16 protein-coding genes are annotated in these 26,984 nt (G+C 75.1%); 12 read left to right on the top strand and 4 right to left on the bottom strand.

All coding sequences use genetic code 11. From position 1 onward, the window contains the following. Positions 1 to 98: 98 nt before the first annotated feature. From ABD345_RS35920 to ABD345_RS35935, 4 genes are all read left to right on the top strand, one after another. Positions 99 to 1,019 (top strand): NAD-dependent epimerase/dehydratase family protein, encoded by a 921-nt coding sequence (locus tag ABD345_RS35920; RefSeq protein WP_344558482.1) that lies wholly within the window; start codon positions 99 to 101, stop codon positions 1,017 to 1,019. Between the two features lie 252 nt (positions 1,020 to 1,271). Then, positions 1,272 to 3,554: an MFS transporter gene (locus ABD345_RS35925; protein ID WP_344558483.1), complete on the top strand. Its 2,283-nt coding sequence runs from the start codon at positions 1,272 to 1,274 to the stop codon at positions 3,552 to 3,554. 158 nt (positions 3,555 to 3,712) lie between these two features. Further along, positions 3,713 to 4,150: a hypothetical protein gene (locus ABD345_RS35930; protein ID WP_344558484.1), complete on the top strand. Its 438-nt coding sequence runs from the start codon at positions 3,713 to 3,715 to the stop codon at positions 4,148 to 4,150. 100 nt (positions 4,151 to 4,250) lie between these two features. Further along, positions 4,251 to 4,898, top strand: a complete 648-nt coding sequence (locus tag ABD345_RS35935) for a YoaK family protein (RefSeq protein WP_344558485.1) — start codon at positions 4,251 to 4,253, stop codon at positions 4,896 to 4,898. A 62-nt stretch (positions 4,899 to 4,960) separates the two neighbouring features. Here the strand turns inward: ABD345_RS35935 and ABD345_RS35940 are convergent, their stop codons facing one another. Further along, the gene (locus ABD345_RS35940) at positions 4,961 to 8,737 is read right to left on the bottom strand and encodes an Ig-like domain-containing protein (RefSeq protein ID WP_344558486.1); all 3,777 of its coding nucleotides are present in this window, start codon (positions 8,735 to 8,737) and stop codon (positions 4,961 to 4,963) included. Between the two features lie 97 nt (positions 8,738 to 8,834). Then, complete coding sequence (locus ABD345_RS35945; RefSeq protein ID WP_344558487.1) at positions 8,835 to 9,677, bottom strand: class I SAM-dependent methyltransferase; 843 nt, start codon at positions 9,675 to 9,677, stop codon at positions 8,835 to 8,837. A gap of 805 nt (positions 9,678 to 10,482) precedes the next feature. Between ABD345_RS35945 and ABD345_RS35950 the strand changes: the two genes are divergently transcribed. Next, positions 10,483 to 10,773 (top strand): hypothetical protein, encoded by a 291-nt coding sequence (locus tag ABD345_RS35950; protein ID WP_344558489.1) that lies wholly within the window; start codon positions 10,483 to 10,485, stop codon positions 10,771 to 10,773. A gap of 679 nt (positions 10,774 to 11,452) precedes the next feature. Next, on the top strand, positions 11,453 to 12,523 hold the full coding sequence (locus ABD345_RS35955; protein ID WP_344558491.1) for a hypothetical protein: 1,071 nt from the start codon (positions 11,453 to 11,455) through the stop codon (positions 12,521 to 12,523). 40 nt (positions 12,524 to 12,563) lie between these two features. Here ABD345_RS35955 and ABD345_RS35960 read toward each other — a convergent pair whose 3' ends face one another. Continuing rightward, positions 12,564 to 13,235, bottom strand: coding sequence for an HAD-IA family hydrolase (locus ABD345_RS35960; protein WP_344558493.1), 672 nt, complete (start codon positions 13,233 to 13,235; stop codon positions 12,564 to 12,566). A 231-nt stretch (positions 13,236 to 13,466) separates the two neighbouring features. Between ABD345_RS35960 and ABD345_RS35965 the strand changes: the two genes are divergently transcribed. Beyond that, complete coding sequence (locus ABD345_RS35965) at positions 13,467 to 14,102, top strand: carbonic anhydrase (protein ID WP_344558495.1); 636 nt, start codon at positions 13,467 to 13,469, stop codon at positions 14,100 to 14,102. Positions 14,103 to 14,202: 100 nt separating this feature from the next. Here ABD345_RS35965 and ABD345_RS35970 read toward each other — a convergent pair whose 3' ends face one another. Then, the gene (locus ABD345_RS35970; protein ID WP_344558497.1) at positions 14,203 to 17,433 is read right to left on the bottom strand and encodes a glycosyl hydrolase 115 family protein; all 3,231 of its coding nucleotides are present in this window, start codon (positions 17,431 to 17,433) and stop codon (positions 14,203 to 14,205) included. Between the two features lie 376 nt (positions 17,434 to 17,809). Here ABD345_RS35970 and ABD345_RS35975 point away from each other — a divergent pair, with 376 nt between their 5' ends. The 5 genes from ABD345_RS35975 (at position 17,810) to ABD345_RS35995 (ending at position 26,906) form a co-directional block, all read left to right on the top strand. Continuing rightward, the gene (locus ABD345_RS35975; protein ID WP_344558499.1) at positions 17,810 to 21,940 is read left to right on the top strand and encodes a tetratricopeptide repeat protein; all 4,131 of its coding nucleotides are present in this window, start codon (positions 17,810 to 17,812) and stop codon (positions 21,938 to 21,940) included. Positions 21,941 to 22,113: 173 nt separating this feature from the next. Then, positions 22,114 to 23,454, top strand: coding sequence for a GH1 family beta-glucosidase (locus ABD345_RS35980; RefSeq protein ID WP_344558501.1), 1,341 nt, complete (start codon positions 22,114 to 22,116; stop codon positions 23,452 to 23,454). A gap of 206 nt (positions 23,455 to 23,660) precedes the next feature. Next, positions 23,661 to 24,110, top strand: a complete 450-nt coding sequence (locus ABD345_RS35985) for a hypothetical protein (protein ID WP_344558503.1) — start codon at positions 23,661 to 23,663, stop codon at positions 24,108 to 24,110. Between the two features lie 338 nt (positions 24,111 to 24,448). Continuing rightward, on the top strand, positions 24,449 to 26,206 hold the full coding sequence (gene ctaD, locus ABD345_RS35990) for an aa3-type cytochrome oxidase subunit I (protein WP_344558505.1): 1,758 nt from the start codon (positions 24,449 to 24,451) through the stop codon (positions 26,204 to 26,206). A 118-nt stretch (positions 26,207 to 26,324) separates the two neighbouring features. Then, the gene (locus ABD345_RS35995) at positions 26,325 to 26,906 is read left to right on the top strand and encodes a hypothetical protein (RefSeq protein ID WP_344558507.1); all 582 of its coding nucleotides are present in this window, start codon (positions 26,325 to 26,327) and stop codon (positions 26,904 to 26,906) included. Positions 26,907 to 26,984 lie beyond the last annotated feature (78 nt).

Below are 26,984 nucleotides of genomic sequence, written 5' to 3' on the forward strand. Positions count from 1 at the left end.
ACGACTGCGGCGACCACATGACAGCCACACCGGACGCCCCCGGGTGTCCCGATCTTACGAATGATCCGAACGAACCCACGAAGAAAGGTATGGACCCCATGCAGACCGTTCTCGGCGCGGGCGGGCCGATCGCCGACGAGCTCGCGAACGAGCTCCACCGCAACCACACCAAGGACATCCGCCTCGTCAGCCGCAAGCCGGCAAGGGTGAACGACACCGACGAGCTCGTGGCCGCGGACCTCACCGACGCCGACGCCACCAGCCGTGCCGTCGCGGGCAGCGACATCGCCTACCTCACCGTCGGCCTCCCCCTGGACTCGCAGCTGTGGGAGCGACGGTTCCCCGTCATCATGCGCAACGTCCTCGACGCCTGCGCCGACCACGGAACGAAGCTCGTCTTCTTCGACAACACCTACATGTATCCCGGAACAGCCGCCCCCCAGACCGAGTCGACGGCATTCGCACCGGGCGGACGCAAAGGACGGGTCCGCGCACAGATCGCCACCATGCTGCTCGATGCCGTGCGGGCCGGACGGGTCGACGCCCTGATCGGCCGCGCACCCGAGTTCTACGGCCTCGGCCGGACGAAGAGCTACACCAACTCGTTGGTGTTCGACCGGATCAAGGCGGACAAGCGGCCGTTCGTCCCGGTCGACGCCCACGCGAAGCGTTCCCTGATCTGGACCCCCGACGCGAGCCGCGCTCTCGCCCTGCTCGGCAACACCCCGGACGCCTACGGCCAGACCTGGCACCTGCCCATCGACCCGGACCGGCAGTCCTACGCCCAGCTCATCGAGATCGCCGGCAAGATCACCGGCCGCAGGATCGGCTACACGGTGCTGCCGATGCTCGCCTTCGGCCTCGGGCGCCGCTTCGTCAAGCCGCTCGACGAAATGTACGAACTGCTTCCCCGCTACCGCGACGACAACGTCTTCGACAGCTCGAAGTTCGCGGCCCGCTTTCCCGGATTCCAGGTCACGAGCTACCGGGAGGGAGCGGAGCGGATCATCACCGGTTGAGCCGCCGACAGGCCGGCCCGTTGGCTGACGCGTGCCGCGATGGACGACCCGCGCACCGGTCAAGTCGACATGTGGACTCGTCAGTCGTGCAGGCGTCCGAGAAGCAGTTCGTCCCGTCACGGATGAGGCGGCGGGCGCTGTTCACCCGGGCGCCCCCGAACCAGGGTTTCTGTCCATTTCGTCCGGGTTCGGCCGATTCGACCTGGCACAGTGGGGTGGTCCTTCCGCTCGCCGAACAGAACGAGGTCCCCGATGGCCGCGACCCCCACGGCCTCCCCCGCGCCCGTGCCCGTGAGCGCTCCGTCCGTGCTGGGACGGGTGGGGGTCGGGCGGTCGGTGTGGGTGCTGCTGGCGGCGGCCGCGGTCTTCTACGTGGTGTCGCCGGTGCTGCAGGGCGCGGCGCTGCCCGCGGTGCGGGCCCGGTTCGGGCTGGGCCCGCAGCAGGTGGTGGGGATGAAGGTGGGCGGCGGCGCGCTGATGGTGCTGTCGCTGTTCGCGGCGGGCCGGGCGGGGGACGCCTGGGGGCGGCGCCGGGTGCTGGTCTGGTCGCTGGGGGTGCTGGCGGCGGGGCTGGTGGTGGAGACGGCGGCGTTCTCCGGCTGGTCGTACCTGCTGGGCCGGTCGGTGGTGATCGTCGGGGTGTCGGCGTCCTTCGCCGGCTGCCTGGCCTCGGTGGCGGCACTGAACCCGCCGGGCCGGATGCGGGAGGCGCTGGGCGGCTGGCTGGCGGTGATGTCGGTGGCGTTCTTCGTCGCGGCGAACCTGATCCCGCGGGCCCCGTCGATGCCGGGCCTGCGGGTGAGCGCGGGCCTGGGCGCGCTGATCGCGGTGGGCCTGCTGCTGCTGGCGCGGCGGCGGCTGCCGGAGGCGGGCGATCCGCCGGTGCCGCTGGACCGGCCGTTCCTGCTGGCGCTGGCGGTGGCGCTGGCCGCGGCGGTGACGGCGCTGCAGGTCGGCCCGGTGTGGGGGTGGGCGGATCCGCGGACGGTGGCGCTGCTGGCGCTGCTGCCGCTGGCGGCGGCGCTGGCGGGGCGGCGCTGGCGGCGGCGCTTCTTCTCGGTGCCGCCGCGGATCACCTCGATGGCGCTGGCCACCGGCGTCGCGGTGGGCTTCACCCAGCTCGCGCTGCTGCTGGCGCTGCCGGTGCTGGCGGCGGCGTCCGGTCTCGGGGTGTGGCTGACGGCGCTGATGGTCTCGGCGTACGGGGCGGGCGGGGCGGCGGGCTGCCTGCTGGTGCGGGGCCGGCGGATCTCGCCGGTGACGGGCTGCACGCTGGGGCTGCCGCTGGCGGTGGTCGGGCTGTCGCTGTGCCACGCGCTGCCGACGCAGGCGGTCACCGGCATGGTGCTGGGCACGCTGGCGGCGCTGCTGACGGGCGTGGGCGTGATGATGGCGCAGGTGCCGCAGATGGCGTGGTTCCTGTCGGCGCTGCCGCGCGGGCGGCTGGGGACGGCGGCGGCGTTCCACCCGGTGTCGGTGCTGCTGGGGACGGCGGCGGCGCAGGCGCTGCCGTACACCTCGGCGGTGAGCGCCGGGCCCGGCGGGCGGCAGGCGGAGAACCTGCTGTGGGTGGCGGCGGCGGTGGTCGCGGCGGGTGCGCTGGTCCCGGGGCTGCCGGTGCTGGTGCTGCCGGTGGTGGAGGCGGCGGCCGGGGAGTGGCTGCTGATGCGGACGCTGGCCGGTCCGGAGCTGGCGCAGCGGCCGCTGGCGCAGGGGGCGGCGCTGGCGGTGGGGGTGGTGACGGGGCTGGCGCTGTGGGGGCGGCGCCAGCGCAGCGACCGGCTGGCGGCGAGCCTGGCCAGTGAGGCGGCCCTGCAGGAGGCGGTGCTGCACCCGGTCCCGGAGTGCCTGGGCGGTCTGCGGTTGGCGTCCCGGTACCAGCCGGCCACGGCGGGGACGGGCATCGGCGGGGACTTCCTGGAGGCGGTGCAGACCCCGCACGGGACGCGGGTGCTGATCGGGGACGTCCGGGGCAAGGGCCTGCAGGCGGTGCAGACGGTGACGGACCTGCTGGGGTGCTTCCGCTCGCAGGCGCACGAGACGGCGGACCTGGGCGAGCTGGCGGCCCGGCTGGACCGGCACACGGCGCGCAGCGCGGCGGCGCGCGGCGACCAGGAGCTGTTCGCGACGGCGCTGCTGCTGCAGCACCGGGCGCCGGACGGCCACGTGGAGGTGGTGAACTGCGGGCACCTGGCGCCGCTGGCGCTGGACGCGGCGGGGGTGCGCGAGGTGCCGGCGCCGGCCCTGCTGCCGCTGGGCTTCGGCGGGCTGGGCGGGGACGCGCCGGAGCCCCGGCGGGTGCCGCTGCCCGCCGGGGAGGTGCTGCTGCTGTACACGGACGGGCTGACCGAGGCGCGCAACGCCTCCCGGGAGTTCTACCCGGCGGCGGAACGGCTGTCGGCGGCGTTCGGTCCGTCGGCCCCCGCGGGCCGGGTCGGCCCGGCGGAGGTGCTGCTGTTCCTGGAGCGGGACGTGCGCGACTGGAGCCACCACCTGGCCGACGACATCGCGCTGATCGCGCTGACCCCGGAGTGAGGCCCGCCGGCCGGTCCTGCCGCCGCCGGGAATCACCCCTGGGAGTTAATTGATCACCGAACGCGGCGGAACCCGGTAAGCGGGGCGGGCCGGGTGACTCCTCTCCTGCGAACCGGCCGAGAACCGGCCGCGACCGCACCAGAAGGAGAACCGGTCCCATGACCGTCGTTCCGCTCGACCCCGCCTCGCCCGCCTCGCACGCCGTCGGCATCGACTTCGACCAGACCCTGGTCGCCCACCACGACGGCTGGCAGGACGGCCGGATCTACGGCGCACCCGTCCCGGGGGCGATCGAGTCGCTGCACGCGCTGAAGCGGGTCCGCTCGGTGTTCATCATGACCGCCCGCCCCCGCCGCTTCCATCCCGCCGTGGCGGGCTGGCTGCGCGAGCACTCCGGCCTGGAGACGCTGGTCGACGAGGACCCGGAGCGCGCCTACTGGCAGGGCGACTGCCTGCTGGTGACCAACAAGAAGCTGGGCGCCGCCGTCTACATCGACGACCGCGCCATCCGCTTCACCGGCGACTGGGGCTCCGCGCTCACCCAGGTCCGCCACGCCATCGGCCTCCCGGCCGCCCCGGCCCGCCACTGCTGCTGACCGCCGGCCCCGCCGCGCCCGGCCCCGCCGGATCCGCCGCCCCCGCGGCGGGTCCGGCACACTGCTGAGCAGCCGTCGAGCGCCGTCCGGGAGGAGCACCGTGAGCAGGAGCGAGGCCGTCGGGGCGGACGCCGGGGACGGCGATCCGCTGGCGCTGGCGCTGTTCGGGCTGACCGTGGTGAGCGGGCTGATCGACGCCGTCAGCTACCTCGGGCTCGGGCACGTCTTCGCCGCCAACATGACCGGCAACGTGGTCGTGATCGGCTTCGGCCTGGCCGGTGCGCCCGGCTTCTCCGTCCTCGGGTCGACCACCGCGCTGGCGGCGTTCCTGCTCGGCGCGGCGCTGGCCGGGCGGCTGACCGCGGGGCGGCTGCGGCCCGCGCTGGCCGCGGAGTGCGTGCTGCACCTCGCGGCGGCGGCCGTGGTGTTCGCCGCCGGCACCGGCGGGGCGGTCCAGTACGGGGTGATCGCGCTGCTGGCGCTGGCGATGGGCCTGCGCAACGCGACGGTGCGCAGCCTCGGCGTGCCGGACCTGACCACCACCGTGCTGACCATGACGCTCACCGGCCTGGCCGCCGAGCCGCGTTCGCCCCGGCGGCGGCGCCGGGTGCTGGCCGCCCTGACCATGCTCGCCGGGGTCGTCCCCGGCTCGGTGCTGGTGCTGCACGGGCAGGGCGGCTGGGCGCTGGTCGCGGCGGGCGCGCTGACGGCCGCCACCGGGGTGCTCCTCCGGGGGCGGCCGTCCTGAGCGGGTCGTCCTGTGCGGGTCGTCCTGTGCGGGTCGTCCTGTGCGGGTCGTGCCGGGCGGTCTCAGCGCCGGTGCCGCCCGGCCCGGGTGAGGACCGCGCCCGCGAGGGCCAGCACGGCGGCGAGCAGGCCGGTCAGCAGCAGCGGGCCGCCGGAGGTGCCGGTGTGCGGGAGGTGGCCGTGCGGCTTGGGCGCGGGGGTGGGCCCGGGCGGGGGCTCCGGGGCGGGCGTCGGCGTGGGCGTCGGGGTCGGGGTCGGAGTGGGCGTCGGGGTCGGGGTCGGGGTGGGCCCGGGGTGGACCACGACGGTGACCAGGGCGCTGGCGCAGGCGGTGGGGGTGCGGGGGCTGCAGACCAGGTAGGTGAAGGAGTCGGTGCCGGTGAAGCCGGCCAGCGGGGTGTAGGTGGCCTCGGGGCCGCGGAAGGTGACGGTGCCCCGGGTGGGCGGCAGCAGGAGACGGGGAGGTCCGGCGTCGCCGATGTCGTTGGGGGTGACGTCCAGGGTGACGGGGGTGCTCTCCTCGGTCTCGGTGAGGTCGTCGCCGGGGTTCGGCACCACGGTGACGGTGACGGCGGCCTGGGCGGCGAGCGGGCCCTCGTCGGGGAAGCCGGGGACGGCGAGCTGGTAGAGCAGGGTGTCGACGCCGGTCCAGGTGCCGTCGGGGGTGTAGCGCAGCAGGCCGCCGGGGAGCAGGACGGCCTGTCCGTGCGCGGGCGGGGTGACGATGCTGGTGACGGTGCCGAGGCCGCGGGCGCCGATGGTGCCGGTGAACAGGTCGACGGTGACGGGGACGGTCGCGGGGGTGGTGACGGCGGCGCCGCCGGCCACGGGGCTGACGGTGATCCGCAGTCGGCCCTCCGCGCAGACGGTGGGCGCCTGCGGGCTGCAGGCCCGGTAGACGGCGGTGTCGGTGCCCGCGTAGTCGGTGGCGGGGACGTATTCGAGGTGGGTGCCGTCCAGCTGGGCCGTGCCGTTCACCGGCGGGGTGGTGATGCCGAGGACGAGTCCGCTGCCGGTGGTGAGCGGGGCGAGGTCGAGGGAGACGGCCGTGCCGCTGACGGTGGCGAGCCGGCCGGGCGCGGCGAGCGGGCGGACGGTGGCGGTGACGGTGGCCTCGGCGCAGACCTGGCCGGAGCAGGCCCGGGCGGTGAAGGTGTCGGTGCCGGTGAAGCCCGCGGCGGGGGTGTAGGTGAAGGCGCCGTCGGCGGCGACGGTGACGGCGCCGTGGGCGGGGGCGGTGCCGGGGGTGAAGGCGAGCGTCCCGGCGGTGGTGACGCCGGTGAGCCGTCCGCCGATCGGCTGGTCGACGTCGCCGTCCACCGCCAGGTCGTCGGCGTGCACCGCGAGCCCGGCCTCGACGGAGACCAGCACCGTTGCGGTGCCGCACAGTCGGGTGCCGTCGGTGGTGCAGCGCCGGTACTGGAAGGTGTCCCGTCCGGTGGCGGTGGCGGTGTAGCGGACGCGCCCGTCGGGCAGCACGGTGGCGGTGCCGAGGGTGGGGTCGGTGGTGATCTCGGGCGGTCCGGCGGCGCCGGTGTCGTTGGCGGTGACGTCCAGGTCGACGGGGGTGCCGACGGTCGCGGTGGCGGCGTCGCCGACCACGTCGGGGCTGATCAGCACGGTGACCTGGGCGGTGGCGCAGCGGCCGGCGGTGTCGCAGGCGCGGAAGGTGAAGGTGTCGCGGCCGGTGACGCCGGGGCCGGGGGTGTAGGTGAAGGCGCCGTCGGCGGCGACGGTGGCGGTGCCGCGGGTGGGGGCGGTGCCGAGGGAGAAGGCGAGCGCGGTGGGGCCGCCGGCTTGGGCCTGTCCGGTGGCGGGGCGTCCGGCGGTGGTGTCGACGGTCTGCGGCTGGGCGGTGGGCGGGACGACGGGGTGGGGTTCGACGGTGATGGTGGCGTCGGCGGCGGAGCAGATCTGGGGGGTGCTCGGGCTGCAGACCCGGTAGCGGAAGGTGTCGATGCCGAGGAAGTCGGGGTCCGGGGTGTAGGTGGCGGTGCCGCCGGGGCCGAGCGTGACGGTGCCGTGGGCGGGCGGGGCGGCGATGACCGGGTCGGTGGCGGCGCCGACGTCGTTGACGGTGAGCGGGACGGTGACGGCCTCGCCCTGCCGGGTGGTGGCGGAGACGTCCTGGGCGAGCGGGGCGACGGCGACGGTCGCGGTGGCGTCGGCGCACAGCGAGGACTGCCCGTTGTCGCAGACCCGGCCGACGAAGGTGTCCAGGCCGGTCCGGCCGGGTTGCGGCTGGTAGAGGAACGTTCCGTCGGGGCGCAGTGCGACGGTGCCGTGGGCGGGTCCGGTGATCAGGGACCAGCGCAGTTCCTGGCCCTCGTCGGGGTCGGAGGCGGCCAGGGCGCCGCTGACCGGGGTGTCGACCAGGGTGTTCCAGCGCTGGTCGGCGGTGGTGGGGGGCCGGTTGGGGGGCGGGCCGTCCTGGACGGTGGTGGTGACGTTGGCGGCGTCGCTGGTGCCGTCGCTGTCGGTGGTGGCGGTCTGCGGGGTGGAGGTGGTGGCGGAGACGGTGTCGGTGAAGCTGCCGCTCGCGGGGGCGGTGCCGGTGATGGTGCGGGTGAGGGTGGCGCCGGCGGGGAGGGTGCCGATGCTCCAGCGGGCGGTGCTGCCGTCGAGCTGTCCGCCGTCGGAGAGCCGGACGCCGGTCAGGGCCGGCGGGACGGCGTCGGTCAGGACGGTGTCGGCGGCGGGGGCCGGCCCGAGGTTGCGGAGGGTGAGGGTGTAGCTGACGGGGGCGCCGGGCGGGACGGTGGCGGGGCCGTTCTTGGTGGCGACCAGGTCGGCGGTGGTGGGGTCGCGGTCGGTGCAGCCGGCGGGGTGGGCGTTCGGGTCGACGGGGACGGTGGCGCGGACGGTGTTGGCGAGGGCGCCGCTCTCGGCGTCGAAGATCTGCCCGGCGGGGGCGACGGTGTCGACCTGGATCGGGGAGGACGCTTCGTCGCCGACGAAGCTGCCCTGGGTGGAGGTGTGTCCGGTGAAGCGGTAGCCGCCGAAGCCGGTGACGGTGCCGTCGTTGCTGAACTCGGCGGCGGCGAGCAGGCCGCCGACGTCCTGCCGGTAGCCGCCGCTGTTGCTGAAGCGGTGTCCGTCCATCAGCAGCAGGCCGGAGTTGGTGGCGGTGGAGCTGTTCTCCCAGTTGCCGGTGAGCGCGATGACGCACTGGTTGGCGAGCGGGGCGCCGCTGTTGGTGAGCAGCCCGGCGGATTTCAGGGTGCCGGTGTTGGCGATGGCGCCGTTGGAGTCGATGGCGCCCTCGACGGTGAGGGTGCCGCCGTTGCGCAGCCGGCTGCCCTGGTTGAGGGTCAGGTTCTGCTGGGTGACGGTGCCGTCGTTCTCCAGGACGGCGCCGTTGCCGAGGTTGAGGATGCCGTTGCCCTGGAGGGTGGCGCCCTCGGCGTTGTCCAGGTAGCCGGAGCCGTTGACGTTGAAGGAGCCGTTGAGGGTGGTGGTGCCCCCGTTGAGCAGCAGGAACGTCGGTCCGACGGACAGGTAGGAGAACACCGCGCGGCCGCCGGGGGCGACGGCGACGGTGCCGTTCGGGGTGCCGGCCCAGCCGGGGGCGAAGCGGCCGCCGGACTCGACGCAGACCAGCGCGCCGGCCGGGAAGTTGCCGAGGCCGCCGGTGAAGTCGCCGGTGGCGGTGATCCGCACCACGCTGCCGGCGCTCAGGTCCAGGGTCGCGGTGCTGGGCCCGTCGATGACGGTGGCGCCGGGTGAGGCGCAGCCGCTCGGGTAGTCCTTGACGGGCTGGGCGGGCGCGGTTCCGGCGGCGGACAGGCCGAGCAGGAGCGCGAGGGCGGCGGCGAGCGGGGCGCGGAGCGTGGGGGTCACCCGCGCCAGGATAATGATCAATGTCCGATTTCAGATGATTCTCACGCTTTGACGGCGCGCCACCGCCCCGACCCGGCACCCTCCAGGCCCTCCGGGCTCACTCCTCCGGCCTGCGCCACAGCACGGCCTCGCTGCCGGGCTGCCGCACCGAGAACCGCCCGGACGGCGAGGTCTCGCGCAGCAGGGCGCGCAACTCGCCCTCGAACAGCGGCAGTCGGGCGCCGAACAGGTGCGGCGCGGAGGAGGACAGCGACAGCACCCCGGACACCACCTCGTCCGCGTCGCGCTCCAGCGTGCGGCCGCCGGGGACGACCAGTCGCTCGGGGCCGAGCAGTCCGGCCCGGGCGTAGACCAGCGACTCGCCGCCGGGGGTGCCGTTCGGCAGCAGCCCCCGGCCGGCCCGGCGGACCGGGCCGAGGTGGCGGCGGACCAGGGCGTCGATCCCGTCCTGCGGCACCGGCGGGTGCGGCAGCGGCCCGACCGGGCGGGGCTCGTCCTTCCAGTCGGACAGGTGCACCAGCGCGCCGCCGGGGCGCAGCATGCCGCGGACGGTCGCGGCGACCGGGTCGCGGTCCATCCAGTGGAAGGACTGGGCGAACGCGACGACGTCGAAGGCGCCGAGGCCGAGCGGGAGTTGCTCGGCGCGGGCGTGCACCCAGCGGGTGCGCCCGGCCAGGCCGGCCCGGTCGGCGGCCCGGGCGGCCTCGGCGACCATGTCGGCGTCCGCGTCGAGGCCGACCGTCTCGGCGAAGCGGTCGGCGAGCTCCAGCGCGAGGGTGCCGGGCCCGCAGCCGACGTCCAGCAGGCGGCCGGTGCCGTCGAGCCGCAGCGCCCGGGCCAGCACCTCGGCCAGACCGGGCGCGTACGGGAGGCGGCCGCGGGCGTAGTACGGGGCCGCTCCCGCGAACAGCGTGTCGTCCCACCGCCGGTCGTCGCCCACCCGTGCCTCCGTTCTCCGGTCCGTTCCAGCCGATCCTGTCACGGTTCGTCCGGTCCGCCCACCGATCCGCCGGGTCGCCCGGTGCGTCCGGTGATCTACTCAACCGCCGTACTGATCATGCTTTCTGACGATCGGTCGGTTTGGCGCGGGGCGTCGGGATCCGGCCATCGAGCCATGACGGGGAGACATCGCCACTGCTGGAGCGGCCGCCCGAAGGGGCGGATCCGGCCACGATTGCCGACCCGTGGTCCAGACCATTGACGGTTCCCGGTGGTGGACCGAGGATCGTCGGCATCGGAACGGACCCCATCCGCACCAGGTGGCCCCTGCGCCTCCGGCGTCCCCCACGATCCGGCCAGAGCGAGGAACCCCATGCAGACCCGCACCACCGCCGCCGGCCCCCCGCACGGCGAACCCGACGCCACCCCCCGCGCCGCCACCGGTGTGCCCGACCCTTCGGGGCGCCCGCGGCAGGAGCGCCTCCCCCACTGACCCTTCCCCCGGGCTCCCTCCCGAAGCCCTCCCCGTCCGGTCATCCCGGACGGTCCCGCCGCCCCGCCCCCGCCTCCGTCCGACCGGGCCGCCGACGCCCCGTCCGACACGTGACGCCCGGGCCGCGCGGCGATCCGACGCGGTGCCGTCGGCCCGACACCACCGGGCCCACGGCGCCGACCAGCACCGGTCGCGCCCTCGGGGCGGCGACCCGCGGCACGACCCCCGACGGCGGACGGGGGCGCCTCCGCGACGGGGCACCACCCACCGGCCCCGTTCCTCCGTACCTGCCCCCACCAGCAGAGGAACCCCCATGCGCATCCGCACCGCCACCAAGGCCGCCTCGGCCCTCGCCGTCGCCTGCGCCCTGTCGCTCGGCCCGGGCGGCTCGGCCTTCGCCGTCGCCAGCGGCCCGACCAACCTGACCGGCAAGGGCTGCCCGTCCATCTACACCAACAGCGCCGACGGCGGCACCTGGATCCAGACCCTGACCAAGAAGTTCATCGCCGGCAACAGCTACCAGTACGGCAGCTACAAGGTCGCCTTCCGCACCTCGGCCGGCACCCTCGTCAACGAGGGCACCAAGGAGTACCGCTGCTACTGACCACCCCTCGGGTGACAGCAGCGCGGTGACCGTCCGGCAGGGGCGACTCCCCCGCCGGACGGCGACAGAGCAGCACCAGCAGTGAAACGGCGCGGCCCGACCCGGGCCCCGCCACACCACCACCACCATCACGACGGGGAGTCCCCATACACATCAGCACTGCGGCCAAGGCCGCCACCACCCTCGCCCTCGCCGGCGGACTGGCCCTCACCCTGGGCGGCGCCGCCTTCGCGCTCACCGGTCCGACCAACCTGACCGGCAAGGGCTGCCCGTCCGTCTACAACAACAGCGACGGCGGCGGCCTGTGGACCCAGACCCTGACCAAGAAGTTCATCGCCGGGAACGGCTCCCTGTACGGCACCTACAAGGTGGTCTTCCGCAGCCCGGCCGGCAACCTCTCGAACGAGGGCACCAAGGAGTACCGCTGCTACTGATCACCCGCGGGTGACAGCGGTGCCCGGTCGGCGGCTCCAACCCGCCGGCCGGGCACCGGCGTTCGCCACCGGCAGGCAACCGGCGGGCCGGCGATCGGCCGGCGGGCGATCGGCCGGCAACCGCCGGGTGAACGGGCGGCCCCGGCCGGTCACAGCCCCGCCACACCCGCGCCCCGGGCGGTCCGGACGGGTCGGCGGCGGGCAGGATTGCCCCACCGGGTGGAGCCGAACGGGCGGGCGGGGGCATGGAGTTCACCATCAGCGGGCGGATCCGCCGGCGCGGGCGGCGCCTGATCGGCTGGTCGGCGCCCGGCGTGCTCGGCACCGCGGCCTGGGCCGCCGCCGCCGACGGCGGGAGCGCCCGCCGTGGCGCCCTGGCCCTGCTGGTCCTGTGCACGGGCCTGCTGCTGCGCGGCGTCCTCGAACTGCGCCGCCTGCGCCGGCCCTTCCGGCTCGTCATGGACGACACCGGCATCACCCTGCACGACGCCCGACTCCCCTGGGGCGCCGTCGAGTCGATCGCGCTCCGGCACCCGCCGCGGTCCGCCGAGGACGGCGCCTTCGACCCCGCCCCGCCCCGGCTGGTGCTGCGGCTCGCCCGGGGCGCCGAACTGCCCCGGGGCCGCGAGCGCGGCGCCGCCGACCCGCGCGAGCACACCCTGCTCGACTGCACCGACCTCGACCAGCCGCGGGCCGAACTCGTCGGCGCGCTGCGGGAGTTCGCCGGGCACCGGTTCGAGACCTCGCCCCGGCACCTGCTGCCGCCGATCCCCCGCGACGCCCGCTCCCCCGAACTCGGCGGCGCCGAGCGGCAGTTCACCGCCCACCGGAACAGCCGCGCCGTCCGGTTGGCCGTCACCGCCACCGCCGCCGCGATCTGCGCCGTCCCGCCGGCCGGCGCCGTCGCCCTCGGCCGCGCGCTCGGCTCCGCGCCGCTCGCCCTGCTGGGCCTGCCGTTCGCCGCCCCGCTGTGCTGGGCGTCCGTGCGGATGGTCCGCCGCCAAGTGCGCCCGCTGCGGCTGCGGATCGGCCCGGAGGGCATCGGCCTGCGCGAGCCCGCGGAGCCGGAGGTGTTCGTCCGCTGGTCCGAGATCGGCGCCGTCGCCACCGGCCGCCTCCCGCACACCGTCGAGGCGCACCCGCACCTGGTGGTGTACGCCGCGCCCGGCAGCGTCCTGCCGTTCCCGCGCGGCTTCGTCGACCGCGGCCACCTGGGCTACGTCCTGCTGCGCCTGGACCAGCTGCCCGACCGGGGCCGCGGGCTGCCCGACGCGCTGCGCGCCTTCGTCCCCGACCGCTGGGCCGACCTCGGCTGACGGCCGCCGGGCGCCTCGCCGCCCCCGCCCGGCCGTGCCGCTACCCCGGCCGCTCCCCCGGCCCCAGCAACCGCGCCAGCTCGGCCCCCGCCGCCCGCAGCGAGGGCAAGCACAGCGCCGCCCCGGGCAGCGCCGCGGGCGGGTGGGAGAGCGTCAGGCCGATCACCGTGCACCCGGCCGCCGCGCCCGCCGCGACGCCCGCCGGGGCGTCCTCCACCACCAGGCAGCGCCGCGGGTCGACGCCCAGCCGGCGCGCGGCCAGCAGGTACGGCTCGGGGTGCGGCTTGGCCTCCCGCACGTCGTCCCCGTACACCTGGACGGCGGGCAGCGGCAGCCCGGCCAGCGCGAACCTGCGGTGCACCGTTTCGCGGACGCCCGAGGTGACCAGCGCCCAGCCGTCCGGGCGCAGCGCGGCCAGCAGTTCGGCGGCGCCGTCCGCGGCGGGGAAGGCGGCGTCGCCCTCGCGGTGCATCAGTGCGGTCAGGACGCGGCGCTCGGCGGCCGGGTCGAGGGCGGGGGCGACCTCGCGGACGGTGTCCTCGGGGCGGCGGCCGAAGGTGTTGCGCCAGACGTGTTCGACGTCCAGGGCGTGCGGTGCGGCCCAGGCCGTCCAGATCCGGCGGTAGGCGGGCAGCGAGTCCAGCAGCACCCCGTCCACGTCGAACAGCACCGCGTCGAACGGCACCGGGTGCCCCTCGTCCGTCGTCCCCACCACTCCCCCTACGGCCTTCCCGGCCGGTCAACGCCGGTCCGCGACCGCCCCCGGACCGATGGTATTCGTACCAGCTGTCCGGTGCGGCTGCGATTATCGCCGTCATCACCACGATATCCGGACGATTCCGGCCGCTATGCACCGTTTGATCATGGCTTGCTCCCGGTGCCGGAACGTCCAGGACGTGGCCCGGGCGCGACCCGCGGCGGACGGGGGACGTAGTCTGCGGGCATGACTGACGCCGATCACCTCACTCCCCAGGCCGCCTTCGAGATGCTGTTGGCGGGCAACGGCAGGTTCGTCGCCGGTACCCCGCGCCACCCGAACCAGGACGCCGCCCGCCGCGCCCAGACCGCCCCCTCCCAGGCCCCGTTCGCGGTGCTGTTCGGCTGCTCCGACTCCCGGCTCGCCGCCGAGATCATCTTCGACCAGGGCCTCGGCGACCTGTTCGTGGTCCGCACCGCCGGCCACGTGCTCGGTCCCGAGGTGCTGGGCAGCATCGAGTACGGGGTGAGCGTGCTGGGCACCCCGCTGGTGATCGTCCTGGGCCACGACTCCTGCGGCGCCATCGGCGCCACCCGGGAGGCCGTCGCGGCCGGCGCCAGCGGCGACGGCTTCATCCGCGACGTCATCGAGCGGGTCACCCCCAGCGTGCTGGCCGCCAACGCCGCGGGCTACACCGACAACGCCGACTTCATCGACGAGCACATACGGCACACCACCGCCCTGCTGCTCGACCGCTCGCAGACCATCGCCGCCGCGGTCGCCGCGGGCACCACCGCCGTCGTCGGCCTCTCCTACCGCCTCGTCGACGGCACCGCCCACCTGGTCACCACCCGCGGCCTCGACCTCCCCGCCGCCGCCTGACCCCTCCTCCGCCGACACCCGTGAGCGCCCGGCCGGACCACTCCGGCCGGGCGCTCCGCACGTCCGACGCTCCCGCGCCGGGGCCGGTCGGCCGCCGGGCTCAGTCGGCGCGGTGGCTCTCGGGCGGGCCCAGCAGGCTGGGGCGCAGGCCGCCGGTGTCGATGACCAGGCGCTGGAGGACGACGGTGGGGTCGACCATCCAGAAGGTGAGGCGGTGCGGGCCGGGGGTGGTGAGGGTGTGGACGGTGGGGCTGCGGCGGACGTTGTCGGAGGTGCCCAGGGCCCACTGGACGTTCATGGTGCCGGAGTCGGCGCCGCTCTGGGCCACGGTCTCGACGGTCTGCGGGGGCTGGTCGTCGAAGGAGACGGCGTAGGCCGGGCCGCCGGTGGCGAGGGCGTCGTTGCGCGGGGAGAGGTGGGCCCAGACGGTGACCGGTCCGGTGGTGAACAGGGTCACCCGGTACTCCAGGCGCGGGCCGGTGCCGCCGGGGGTCCGCCGGGGCGCGGTGACGGGGACGGGGGTCATGCCGCCGGTGGTGCGGCCGATGCCGGGGATCAGCCGCCAGGAGACGCCGTCCGCCGCGACGGCCCGGGTGTGGTGCTCGGCGTCGATGGCGACGTAGCCGTTGGCCTCGACGTGGCCCACCAGGAGGTTCTTCGAAAGTTTCGGACGGTTGACCACGGCCTGGACGACGACCCGGGCGCCGTCCGGCCCGCTGACGGTGACGGGCAGCTCGGTCCTGCCGTACGGGGCCCGGTTCCAGTCGACGGTGAGGACGATGCGCTGCTGCTTGTCGATCCGGCCGGCGGGGCGGTCCGCGGTGAGCCAGGGCGCGCCGGTGGTGATCCGGTAGTCGAAGGGCCGGCTGCCGCGGTTGAACACCTCGACGTACTGCGCGGGTTGGCTCTGGTAGGGGCTGAACTCGGGCAGCACGGCCGGGGCTTGCTCGTGCGGCCACCAGGCGGCGGAGCCGTCGATCGCGACGCCCAGTTCGGCGGTGTCGGGCAGGTCGATCCGGGCGACGGCCGGGAACAGCACGTCGGGCAGGGCGACGTTGTCCCGTTCGGGCTGCTGCCAGGGCGCGTTGGGGCCGTACCGGTCGACGTCGCCGTAGTCGATGTGCGGCTGGGTCTGGAAGCCGTTCCACTTGCCGCCCGCGATCCGGGTGTTGAAGCGTTCGGCGAGCGCGAAGTCGTCGGCGAGCCGGGCCTCGGCGGTGGCGGCCAGCTCGTTGGTCAGCGCCCGGCCCTGCGGCGCGTAGTGCAGGTTGGTGAACTGGGCGGCGCGCAGCGCGTACAGGTTGGCGGTGGCGGCGACCTCGTAGCCGACGAGTTCGTACCAGGCGTCCTGGGCGGAGGCGGGCAGTCGGCGTCCGATCCGTTCGGCGGTGGCGGCGAGGTCCTGCCAGCGGGCGGTGACGGCCTCCAGTTCGCGGTAGTCGGTGAGCGAGAAGGGGGTGGCCCGGTCGTCGTAGCCGATCGCGGACGGGTCGGTGGCCGGGTTCTTGGCCGGGTCGACGGTGATCTTGCGGTTGAGCAGTTCGGGCTTGCGGATCGACTGCAACTGGCCGTAGGTGGACAGCACTTCGGCGATCTGCCGGGCCTGGGCCTCGCCGAAGTGCAGCCGGGCGTAGCCGGTCTCCCACTCGGTCAGCCGCTCCAGCGGCCAGCGCTCGGGCTGCCAGGCGTAGTCGAGGAAGAACTGGGTGGGCAGTTCGTTGCCCTTGAGGTCGCCGACGTTGGTCACCCAGAGCGTGCGGTTGCCGTGCGCGTGGCACTGGTCGAGCTGCTCCCACATGTTGGGCAGGCAGGTGGTGTCCACCCACTTGTAGTTGCGGCCGACGCCGACGTAGTCGAAGTGGTAGTAGAGGCCGTAGCCGCCGCTGCGGGCCCCCTCGGCGGGGTCGGGGAGCTTGCGGACGTTGCCCCAGTTGTCGTCGGTGAGCACCACGGTGACGTCCTCGGGCACCCGCAGCCCGCGGTCCCAGTAGCGCTGGACCTCCTTGTAGAGCGTCCAGACCTGCGGGACCGCGGCCGGGTCGCGGCCGGTGACCTCGGCGAGGATCTTCCGCTGGGCGGCGATGATCTCCGTCATCAGCTCGATGCCGTCGCCGTCGGGCAGCCCGACGTCGCCGTTGCCGCGCATGCCCAGGGTGACCACGCCCTCGAAGCCCTGCTCGGTCATCCGCCGCACGCCGTCCGCCCAGTACGCCTTCACCGCTTCGGCGTTGCGGCGGAACGACCACTCGCCGGTGCCGCCGTACGGGTCGTGGCCGGGGGTGGTGACGTTGCCCGCGGCGTCGCGGACGGCGGGGGTGGCGTGCCGGTTCCACTCCTCGATGCCGCGCATCATCGGGGCCTCGTGCGAGGTGCCCATCACGATGCCGTAGGCGGTCGCGGTGGCGTGGTTGAGCGGGTCGTCCTCGGCGAAGGCGCGGCCCCAGACGGCGGGCCACAGGTAGTTGGCGCGCAGCCGCAGCAGCAGTTCGAAGACCTTGGCGTAGAAGTCGGCGTTGAAGCCGCCGGGGAAGCCGGGCGCCTTGCCCGGGCCGAAGAAGGCGGGCGCCCAGGTGCCGAGCGCCGGGTTCTCGTCGTTGACGAAGACGCCCCGGTACTTCACCGCCGGGGTGCCCTGGGTGTGCCGCCCGGGCAGCGCGTACACCGCGTCGCGGTGCGGCGGGACGACGTCGTCCCACCAGTACCAGGGCGAGACGCCCATGCCGCGGGAGGCGTCGTAGGCGCCGTAGATCGTGCCGCGCTGGTCGCTGCCGGCGATCACCAGGGCGCGGTCGACGCCGGGCAGCGGGTGCTCGACGACGGCCTGCAGCGAGGTCTCCCACCGGCCGGCGATGCCGCTGGTGTCGAGCCGTCCGGCGGCGACCAGGCCGTCGATCAGCGGGCTGCGGCCGATGGTGCCGACGATCACCGCGGTGCGGCCGCGCGGGACGCTGTCGCGGACGACGGCGGGGCGGACGCCGGTGACGCGCTCCAGGTCGGCCGCGAGGTCGCCGACCACGCGCAGCACGCCGGGGTGGTCCGCGCCGCTGACCACCAGCGGGGCGGCGCGGCCGTCCTCGACCAGCGGGAGGCAGCCGGCGCTCGGGGTGAAGGAGATCCAGCTGCCCGGATCGGTCGGCCGGGCACCGCCGTTGCCGCTGCCGTTGCCGCTGCCGTTGCCGTTGCTGTTGCCGTCCTCGCCGCCCGCGGCGGCCCAGGCTTCGGCGCTCAGGCCGAGGGCCCCGCCCAGCGGGGTGGCGGCGAGGCCCAGGCCCAGGCCCAGTCCGAGGGCGGCCCGGCGTCCGGTGGTGAAGTGCGGTGCTGGTCGGTGCATGGCGGCTCTCCCGACGGCAGGGGTTACGAAACTTTCGAAACCAGTTCTTTATATTTCGGAGCCACCTTTGGGCACATCCCGGCCCGGGTCAACCCCCCTGCACCGGGAATCTGCGGGGCCGCGGCCGGCAGGACGCCGACGGCCGCCGGACCGTCGGCATGCTGACGGTCCGTCAATTGCCTTGCCGGGCAACCGCGTCGGCCCGTCCGGTAACTCACCGGTCGCGTGACGGTCCCGGTACGGCATCGGATATCGCCTCCGCCGGCCCGGTGCAGTACAACAGCCTTGACCGGCGGGCATCGTGACGCGGCGCCACCGGGTGGCCGCCCGGGGAGGCGGCGCCCGGACCGGTCACGTTTCGCGAGGGGGGCATCTGGTGGAACGTACGCGTGTCGTGGCGGTGCGGGGCCCGCACGGACTGGGGTCGGGGTACGTGGTCGCGCCACGGCTGGTACTGACGTCGGCGCACGTCGTCCCGGCGCTCGGGGCGCCCGTGCGGCTGTTCAGGCCCGGCCGGGCGCCGGTCTTCGACGCGGTGGTGGTCTGGCGGGGGAAACCCGGCGGGCGGAACGACGCGGCCCTGCTGCGCGTCGACGACCCGACCTGGGAGCCGGTCGCCGGACCGCCGGTGCGCTGGGGCCGCACGGTGACCTACACGACCGGCGTGAAGTGCGAGAGCTGGGGCGTGCCCAACGTGGTGCAGCGGCCCGACCGGGCCGTGGACGCGTTCCACCCGTCCGGCACGCTCAACCCCGGGGACCGGTTCGTCGGGAACCGCTACGTGATGATCTTCCAGGAGCCCGCGCCGGTCCCGGTCGGTCCCTCCGCCTCGCCGCTGGGCGGCATGTCGGGCGCGGCGCTGTTCTGCGACGGCCTGCTGGCCGGCGTGGTGGCCTCCGACCCGGCCGGCTTCTCGCACTCCCGGCTGGAGGCCGTCCCGGCGTACGTCCTCCACCGCGATCCGGACTTCCGGGCCGTCCTGGCGGAGCACTGCGGACCCGGTGCGGACGTCCTGGAGCCGGTCGAGTGGCAACACCTCGCCGACCCCGGCGAAGTCACCCCGCCCGGCGGTCCGCTCACCTCGCCGGCCGCCCTCCTGCGGGCCCGCCGCCAGGTGGTTCCGTTCCGCGGGCGCGGCGAGCTGCTGGACCGGCTCACCGCCTGGTGCGAACGGCCCGGGTTCGGGGCCTGGCTCGTCCACGGGTCCGGTGGCCAGGGCAAGACCCGCCTGGCCCAGCAGTTGGCGGTCGGCCTGGACTCCCGTCGGTGGTCGGCCCTCTGGCTGCGGACCGACGCCGGGGCCGAGCCGCTGGGCGCGCTGAAGGACTCGGCGGGCGACCTGCTGGTGATCGTCGACTACGCCGAGACCCGCGAACCCCAGCTGACCGCGCTGCTGGACGCGGCCGCCCGGCACTCGGGGGAGAGCCGCTTCAAGGTGCTGATGCTCGCGCGCACGGCCGGGGACTGGTGGCGGAAGACGAGGAGGTCCACCCCGGCGACCGAGGAGCTGCTGGACGGCGCCGGTGTCACCGAACTCCCGCAGCTGGAGCCGGATCCCGCCGGGCAGGTGCGGGCGTACGAGCTGGCCGTGAACGCCTTCGCCGCCGCCCTGCCCCGGCTCCGCGGGCAACAGGGGCTTCCCTGGGGCGAGTTGGCGAAGGAGCTCACCCGTCCTGCCGCGGCACGGACGGGCCTGGAGAACGCGCTGACCCTCCACATGACGGCCCTGGTCGACCTCCTCGACGCCGCCGAGAGCGCCTCCACCGGCTCGCCGCAGCCCGACCGGCCCGCGGACGACCGGCCCGTGGACGACCGGCCCGTGGAGGACCGGCTCCTCGGCCACGAGGAGCGCTACTGGCGGCGGGCCGCCGAGGTGCAGGAGCTGTCGTCGAAGGCGCGGAGCCGGGACGACGTCATGGTCGCCGCCTTCCTCTGCGGCGCCGAGGACGACCCGCAGGCGGACTCCCTGCTGAAACGGGTTCCGGCGCTGGCCGGCCAGCCCGCCGACGAGCTCCTCGCCGTGCGCGGCTGGATCGCGAGCCTCTACCCCTCGGCCAGTGGTCGCCCCTGGGACAGCCTCCAGCCGGACCGGCTCGCGGAGCGGTTCATCGGTCGACGCCTCGTGGACGACCCCGAGCTGGCCCACGCACTGGTCGAGGGCGCCACCGAGGCGCAGGCCGCCCAGCTCCTGACCGTCTACTCCCGGGCCGCCGCCCACCGGGTCTTCGACCACCGGCTCGGGGAGTCGCTGACCGAACTGTGCGTCCGGCACCGCGCGGTCCTCGCCCGGACGGCCGTCGACACCGTCACCCGAGTCGAGTCCCCGCTCCCCCTGCTCGCCGCCCTCCGCCGGATCAGCGACGACCCCTCGGTGCCGCTCGCCGAACTGGAGCGGCTCTCCGCGTGCCTCCCGGAGACCAGCGAGAACCTGGCCGACTGGCCCCTGCTCCTCTGCCGGCGCCTCGTGGACGAGTACCGCGGGGCCGCCCAGGACGATCCCGACGCCACCGTCGGGCTCGCCGGGAACCTGAACAACCTCGCCCTCCGGCTGGCCGAGTCGGGGCAGGAGGAACAGGCCCTGGCCGCCGCCAACGAGGCCGCCGCCCTTCTGCGCGGCCTGGACGCGCAGCGGCTGGTGCAGCACCTCCCCGCGCTGGCCATGACCCTCGGCACCCTCTCGACCCGCCTGAGCGCCCTGGGGCAGGCCGAGGAGGCGCTGTCGGCGATCGAAGAGGCCCTGTGGATGCGCCGCCTGCTGGCCGCCCGGCTCCCCGCGCACTTCCGCTCCGCCCTGGCCGGGGCCCTGACCACCCTGGGCGACTGCCTCGCGGGGGTGGGCCGGCACCAGGAGGCACTGGCCGCGACCACCGAGGCCGTGGAGATCGAGCGCGATCTCCTCGCCCAGGGCGCCCAGAGCTCCCCGGACTCCCGGGACGCCCCGGGCTCCCAGGGCTCCGATCTCGCCACCAGTCTGAGCCGTCACGCCTCGGCGCTGGCAGCGGTCGGACGGTCCGGGGAGGCGCTGGCCGCGGCTCGCGAGGTCGTGGACCTCACCCGCGCGCTCGCGGCCGACCGGCCCGACGCCCATCTCCCCCACCTGGCCGGGGTCCTGGCCAACCTCGCCATCCAGCTGCGGGCGGTCGGAGAGCACCGGGAGACGCTCGCCGCCGTCACGGAATCCGTCGCGCTGTGGCGCCGGGTCGCCGCGGCGCGTCCCGACGCGCACCTCCCCGATCTGGCGGGCAGCCTGAACACCCTGAGCCTCGAACTGGCCGAGGCGGGAGAGCCGGCCGAGGCCCTGGCCACCGCCCGGGAGGCCGTCGACATCAGCCGGCGGCTGGCCAGTATCCAGCCGGCCGTCCACACCCGGCTCCTCGCCGGCAGCCTGATCAACCTCTCGATCCACCTGGCGGGGCGGCCGGACGAGGAACTCGCGGCCGCCGCCGAAGCCGTGCGGCTCTGGCGGCAGTTGGCCGCCACCCGCCCCGAGGAGTGCCTCCCGGACCTGGCCATGAGCCTGGACCGCCTGTTCCGCGCGCTGAAGGGGGCCGGCCGGATCGACGAGGCGCTGGCGCCCGGCCGGGAGAAGGTCGCCATCTACCGCGAACTCGCCGCCGCCCGCCCGTACCTCTTCCAGCACGACCTGGCGCTGAGCCTCATCGACTTCTGCACCTGTTCCCAGATGCTGGGGGAGGCCGTCCAGGTGCTGCCCGAACTCCGGGAGGCGGTGGGGCTCTTCAGGGTCCTGGCCGCTGCGGATCCGGAGTCCTACCTCAAGCGCCTCGCCCCGAGCCTGTACCAGCTCACGACCGTTCTGCAGGAGGCGGGGCACCGGGACGAGGCCACGCGCGCCTTCCACGAGTCGGTGGACATCCGCCGGACGCTGGCCGCGACCGACCCCGACGAGAACCTCCCCCTGCTGGCGAAGAGCCTGGACGTCCTCGCCGAGTGGTCGAGCGATTCCGGACGGGCCGCGGACGGGCTGGCCGCTGCCCGGGAAGCCCTCGAACTGTGGCGCCGGTTGGCCGCCGCGGACCCGTCCGCGGCGAACCTGGCCAATCTCGCCCTGAGCCTCGACAACCTCTCCGAGCTCTCTTCCAGGAACGAACAACCGGAACAGGCCGTCCGGTCGGCCCTCGAAGCCGTCGACATCCACTGCGAGCTGGCCGGAGCGGGCCTTCCCCGCCCCGTCCTCCACCGCCTGGCAGCCCGACTGGTCGACTGGATCAACGAGTTGAGACCCGTGGAAGGAGCCGAGGAACTCGAACTGGAGCTGAACGGAGCCGCGGTCAGGATCCTCCGCGACCTGAGCGCGATGCGGTTCACCGAGTACGCGCACCACCTGTCCACGCACCTGGTGCTCCTCTCCCTCCACCTGAGCGAAGCGGAGGAGGAGAGCCGGGCGCAGGCGGCCGCCCGCGAGGCCGTCACCGTCCTGCGGCGGCTGGCCGCCGTCGGCCTCCCGGACGATCACCTGCTCACCATCGCGGAGGCCCTGCTCGCCTGACCCGGAAGCGGTGGGCGAGCCCGGCGAGCCCGTGGGAGCCCGGCGAGCCCGGCCACCGCCGGCTGACACCACACCCTGGCACCGCACCCTGGCACCGCGCCGGGACCTGGCGCCGGGCGGCCGGACTCCCTAATGTGAGCAGTCCTCATATTTCCGAGCGCAAGGGGGCCGCCATGACGGACCGCCACGATCTGCCCGCCGGGTTCCGCTGGGGGGTGTCCACCGCCGCCTACCAGATCGAGGGCGCGGTGGACGAGGACGGCCGGGGACGCTCGGTCTGGGACGCGTTCTGCGAGCGGCCCGGGGCGGTGCGGAACGGGGAGAGCGGGCGGGTCGCCTGCGACCACTACCGCCGGTGGCCGCAGGACGTGGAGCTGATGCGGGAACTGGGCGTGGACGGGTACCGGTTCTCGATCGCCTGGCCCCGCGTCCGCCCGACCGGCCGCGGACCCGTGAACACCGCCGGACTGGACTTCTACGACCGGCTCGTCGACGGCCTGCTGGACGCGGGCATCACCCCGCTGCCCACCCTCTTCCACTGGGACCTGCCGCAGGCCCTCGAAGACGCCGGCGGCTGGCTCCGCCGGGAGACCGCCTTCCGGTTCGCCGAGTACGCGAGCACCGTCGCCGACCGGCTGGGCGACCGGGTGCCGGCCTGGATCACCCTGAACGAGCCGTTCGTCCACATGGTGTACGGCTACGCGCTCGGCATCCACGCCCCCGGGCGCGCGCTGATGCTGGACGCCCTGCCCGCCGCCCACCACCAGCTCCTCGCCCACGGCCTGGCCGCCGCCGACCTGCGCGGCCGCGGCCTCGACGTCCTGATCGCCAACAACCTGACCCCGGTGCGGCCGGCGAGCGACGCCCCCGGGGACCGGGCCGCGGCCGAGGCGTACGACGCGCTGCACAACCGGCTGTTCACCGACCCCCTGCTGCTGGGCCGCTACCCCGACCTGTCCGCGTACGGGGTCGGGCCGGACCTGCGCGGCGCGGTCCGGGACGGCGACCTCGACCTGATCGCCGGCCCCGGCCTGAACGGGCTGGGCGTCAACTACTACAACCCCACCCGGATCGCCGCCCCCACCGGGCCCGGCCTCCCCTTCGCCGAGGCCCCCGTCGAGGGCGTCCCCCGCACCCACTTCGGCTGGCCCGTCGTCCCGGAGGGGCTGCGCGAACTGCTGCTGACCCTCCGCGAGCGCTACGGCGACGCCCTCCCCCCGGTCACCGTCACCGAGAACGGCTGCTCCACCGACGACTCCCTCGACGACGCCTTCCGCACCGACTACCTCGCCGGCCACCTCGACGCCCTCGCCCGCGCCACCGCCGACGGCATCGACGTCCGCGGCTACTACACCTGGTCCCTGCTGGACAACTTCGAGTGGGGGGAGGGGTTCGGCGAGCGCTTCGGCCTCGTCCACGTCGACTTCGCGACGCAGCAGCGCACCCCGAAGTCCTCGTTCGCCTGGTACCGGGACCTGATAGCGGCGCACCGGGCGAAGTCCGCGGCCCGGTAACCGGGGCGCCGACCCGACCTCCACCCCGCGCCGACCGGGCCGCCGACCGGCCCACCGTCCGGCCTGCCGTTCGGGCCCTGCGGCCGGGACCGTTCGGCCCTTCCCCGCGTCCGGGGCGGGTGTGGACAGTGACCCCAGGTCAGCGATGTGTCCGGCCCGCGCGGCGGGCCGATCGGGTGGGCGCGGGCGCCCAGGAAGGCCGTGTGATGGAATCCGACGAGGTCATGCTGGCTGTCCGGCTCACCACCGCGGAGCGGACGCTGCTGCGCCGGCTGGCGCGCGGCCACCGCGGCGACGTGTCCGAGGTGGTCGCGGACGCGCTGCTGGACGTGCTGCCCGCCCTGCTCGCCCAGGATCCGCCCCGGGGCGCCGAGCAGCCGGGCCGGTTCGCCCCGTGCGCGGTGACGGTCTGGCTGCCGCCGGAGCTCGCCGAGCTGCTCCCCGCGCTGGCCGTCCACCTGGCCCCGGACCGGCCGCCCACGCCCTGCGCCGCGCTGGGCACCGCCCTGCGGCTGTGGCTGCGCCAGGACCCGGCCCGCCTGGCCGCCGGCCTGCACGCCCTGCACGGCGGCGCCGACCACTCGCACGCCTACCCGCACGGGTACCCGTACGCCCGTCCGCACGAGCACCCGCACGCCCGTCCCCTCGCCGCCTGAACCGGCCCCCGCTGCCCGAACCCTCTCGCGCACCGCCCGAACCGTCCCCCTCGCCGCCCGAACCGTCCCCTCGCCGCCCGGCGGAGCACCGACTCCCGGCGGGCCGTCAGTCCCCGTCCGACCAGGGCCTTTTGGCGCGGTACCGCTCCGGGACGCGGGCCCTCGGGCCGCCGTCGGCGGGACCATCGGCCCTGGGGCGGCGGGTCGGCCGCGGACGAGCATGGAGCGCCGCCGCTCGGCGGGGTCGCGCCGCTCCCCGGACGCCCCGCCGGGTGGTGCGGCGCATCCCGGGCCCCGACGGGCCCGGCTCCCGGACGCGGCACGAAGGAGGGCGGCCGATGGCTGCCATCGAGGCGAGTCGGGGTACGGCCGAGGCCGCACCCCGACGCACACCGGGCAGCACGCTGGTGCGGCTGCTCACCACCACCGATCACAAGACGATCGGCACCATGTACCTGGTCACGGCGTTCGCGTTCTTCCTGGTCGGCGGCGTCCTCGCCCTGGTCATGCGCGCCGAACTCGCCCGTCCGGGAACGCAGTTGCTCTCCAACGAGCAGTTCAACCAGGCGTTCACCATGCACGGCTCGATCATGCTGCTGCTGTTCGCGATGCCGCTGTTCACCGGCTTCGCGAACTGGATGATGCCGCTGCAGATCGGCGCCCCGGACGTCGCGTTCCCGCGGCTGAACGCGCTGGCGTACTGGATGTTCCTGTTCGGTTCGCTGATCGCCGCCGCCGGTTTCCTCACCCCGCAGGGCGCGGCGGACTTCGGCTGGTTCGCCTACGCGCCGCTGAGCGACGCGGTGCACTCGCCGGGGATCGGCGCCGACATGTGGATCATGGGCGTGGCGTTCGGCGGGTTCGGCAGCGTGCTGGGCGCGGTCAACTTCATCACCACGATCATCTGCATGCGCGCGCCGGGCCTGACCATGTTCCGGATGTCGATCTTCGTCTGGAACGTGCTGCTGACCGCCGTGCTGATCCTGATGATCTTCCCGGTGCTGGCCGCCGCGCTGTTCGCGCTCGAAGCCGACCGCAAGTTCGGCGCGCACGTCTTCGACCCGGCCAACGGCGGGGCGATGCTCTGGCAGCACCTGTTCTGGTTCTTCGGCCACCCCGAGGTGTACGTCCTGGCGCTGCCGTTCTTCGGCATCGTCTCGGAGGTCATCCCGGTGTTCTCCCGCAAGCCGATGTTCGGCTACTCCGGCCTGATCGCGGCCACCATCGCCATCGCCGGCCTGTCCGTCACCGTCTGGGCCCACCACATGTACGTGACGGGGCAGGTGCTGCTGCCCTTCTTCTCCTTCATGACCTTCCTGATCGCGGTCCCGACCGGCGTGAAGTTCTTCAACTGGGTCGGCACCATGTGGAAGGGCTCGCTGAGCTTCGAGACCCCGATGCTGTGGGCCACCGGCTTCCTGGTCACCTTCCTGTTCGGCGGCCTGACCGGCGTGCTGCTGGCCGCCCCGCCGCTGGACTTCCACGTCTCCGACTCGTACTTCGTGGTCGCGCACTTCCACTACACGCTGTTCGGCACGGTGGTGTACGCGATGATGGCGGGCTTCCACTTCTGGTGGCCGAAGATGACCGGACGGATGCTGGACGAGCGCCTCGGCAAGATCTGCTTCTGGACGCTCACCGTCGGCTTCCACACCACCTTCCTGGTCCAGCACTGGCTTGGCGCCGAGGGCATGCCGCGCCGCTACGCCGACTACCTCGCCTCGGACGGCTTCACGGCCCTCAACACCGTCTCCACCATCGGCTCGTTCCTGCTCGGCCTGTCGATCCTGCCGTTCCTGTACAACGTCTGGCGGACCGCCAAGTACGCGCCCGGGGTCGAGGCCGACGACCCGTGGGGCTGGGGCCGCTCGCTGGAGTGGGCCACCTCCTGCCCGCCGCCGCGGCACAACTTCACCACCCTGCCGCGGATCCGCTCCGAGTCCCCGGCCTTCGACCTGCACCACCCGGACGTCGCCGCCGCCGACTACCTCGACAACCACGGCACCCCGGCCCCGCACCTGGACGGGACCGCCCCGGCCCACTACGACCGGCCCGCCCGGGGAACCCGCCGCCTCCCCGCCCCGCCCGCCGACTGACGGGCCCCCAGCCGCCGTCCGCGGCCGCCTCCCCTCCCCCGGCCACGGAGGCGACCGCGGACCCCTCCCCTCCCCTCCCCTCCCCTCCCCTCCCGGACGTCCTGGAGGTCGAACCGCCGTGGCCCACCCCGTCCTCGCCCTCGGCACCGCCGCACTGACCACCGCCGGCAGCGCCTGGTACCTGCCCGCGCTGCTCGACCTGCGGGCCGGGCCCGACCGTCCGCGCGCCGCCCGCCTCGCGGCCACCGCCTGCCTGGCCTGGTGGTCCGCACTGGCCGTGACCGCGCTGCTGCTCACCACCCCGCTGCCCTGGTACGCCCCGCTCGGCGCGGCCCTGACCGGCGCCCTCACCGGCACCGCGCTGCGCTGGGCGGCGGCCGCCGAACACCGCGCCGAGCAGCGCGAACAGGCCCGCGCCTGGGACGCCCTGCTCCGCCCCGACCCCCCGCACCTCCCCGCCCGACCCCCGGCCGCCCCGCCCGCGCCGACCACCGCCGTCCGCCTCACCGCGGCCCTGACCGCGATCGCGGCCGCCGCCTCGGCCGCCGCCACCCTGCTCGCGGGCCGCCCCGGCCCGACCGCCCCGGCCGTCCTGACGGTGGCCGCCTCGGTGGGGCTCTGCCTGCTGATCCTGCTGGTCTCCCTGCACCGCCCCCACCCGCACCGGCCCGCCCGCCCGGACCTGCCGACGGCGGACTGACCCGCCACCGCGCTCGCCCCGGCCCCCACCCCTCCCCTCCCCTCCCCTCCCCTCCCCTCCCCTCCCTCCCCTCCCCTC

It is taken from the genome of Kitasatospora saccharophila, from assembly GCF_039529925.1.
In the GTDB taxonomy this organism is placed as follows: domain Bacteria; phylum Actinomycetota; class Actinomycetes; order Streptomycetales; family Streptomycetaceae; genus Kitasatospora; species Kitasatospora saccharophila.

Excerpts from the sequence above, each read along its gene's own strand:
- ABD345_RS35920 (WP_344558482.1), top strand. The coding sequence starts at position 99 with ATGCAGACCGTTCTCGGCGCGGGCGGGCCGATCGCCGACGAGCTCGCG.
- ABD345_RS35925 (WP_344558483.1), top strand. The coding sequence starts at position 1,272 with ATGGCCGCGACCCCCACGGCCTCCCCCGCGCCCGTGCCCGTGAGCGCT.
- ABD345_RS35930 (WP_344558484.1), top strand. The coding sequence starts at position 3,713 with ATGACCGTCGTTCCGCTCGACCCCGCCTCGCCCGCCTCGCACGCCGTC.
- ABD345_RS35950 (WP_344558489.1), top strand. The coding sequence starts at position 10,483 with ATGCGCATCCGCACCGCCACCAAGGCCGCCTCGGCCCTCGCCGTCGCC.
- ABD345_RS35955 (WP_344558491.1), top strand. The coding sequence starts at position 11,453 with ATGGAGTTCACCATCAGCGGGCGGATCCGCCGGCGCGGGCGGCGCCTG.
- ABD345_RS35965 (WP_344558495.1), top strand. The coding sequence starts at position 13,467 with ATGACTGACGCCGATCACCTCACTCCCCAGGCCGCCTTCGAGATGCTG.
- ABD345_RS35970 (WP_344558497.1), bottom strand. The coding sequence starts at position 17,433 with ATGCACCGACCAGCACCGCACTTCACCACCGGACGCCGGGCCGCCCTC.
- ABD345_RS35980 (WP_344558501.1), top strand. The coding sequence starts at position 22,114 with ATGACGGACCGCCACGATCTGCCCGCCGGGTTCCGCTGGGGGGTGTCC.
- ABD345_RS35985 (WP_344558503.1), top strand. The coding sequence starts at position 23,661 with ATGGAATCCGACGAGGTCATGCTGGCTGTCCGGCTCACCACCGCGGAG.
- ctaD (WP_344558505.1), top strand. The coding sequence starts at position 24,449 with ATGGCTGCCATCGAGGCGAGTCGGGGTACGGCCGAGGCCGCACCCCGA.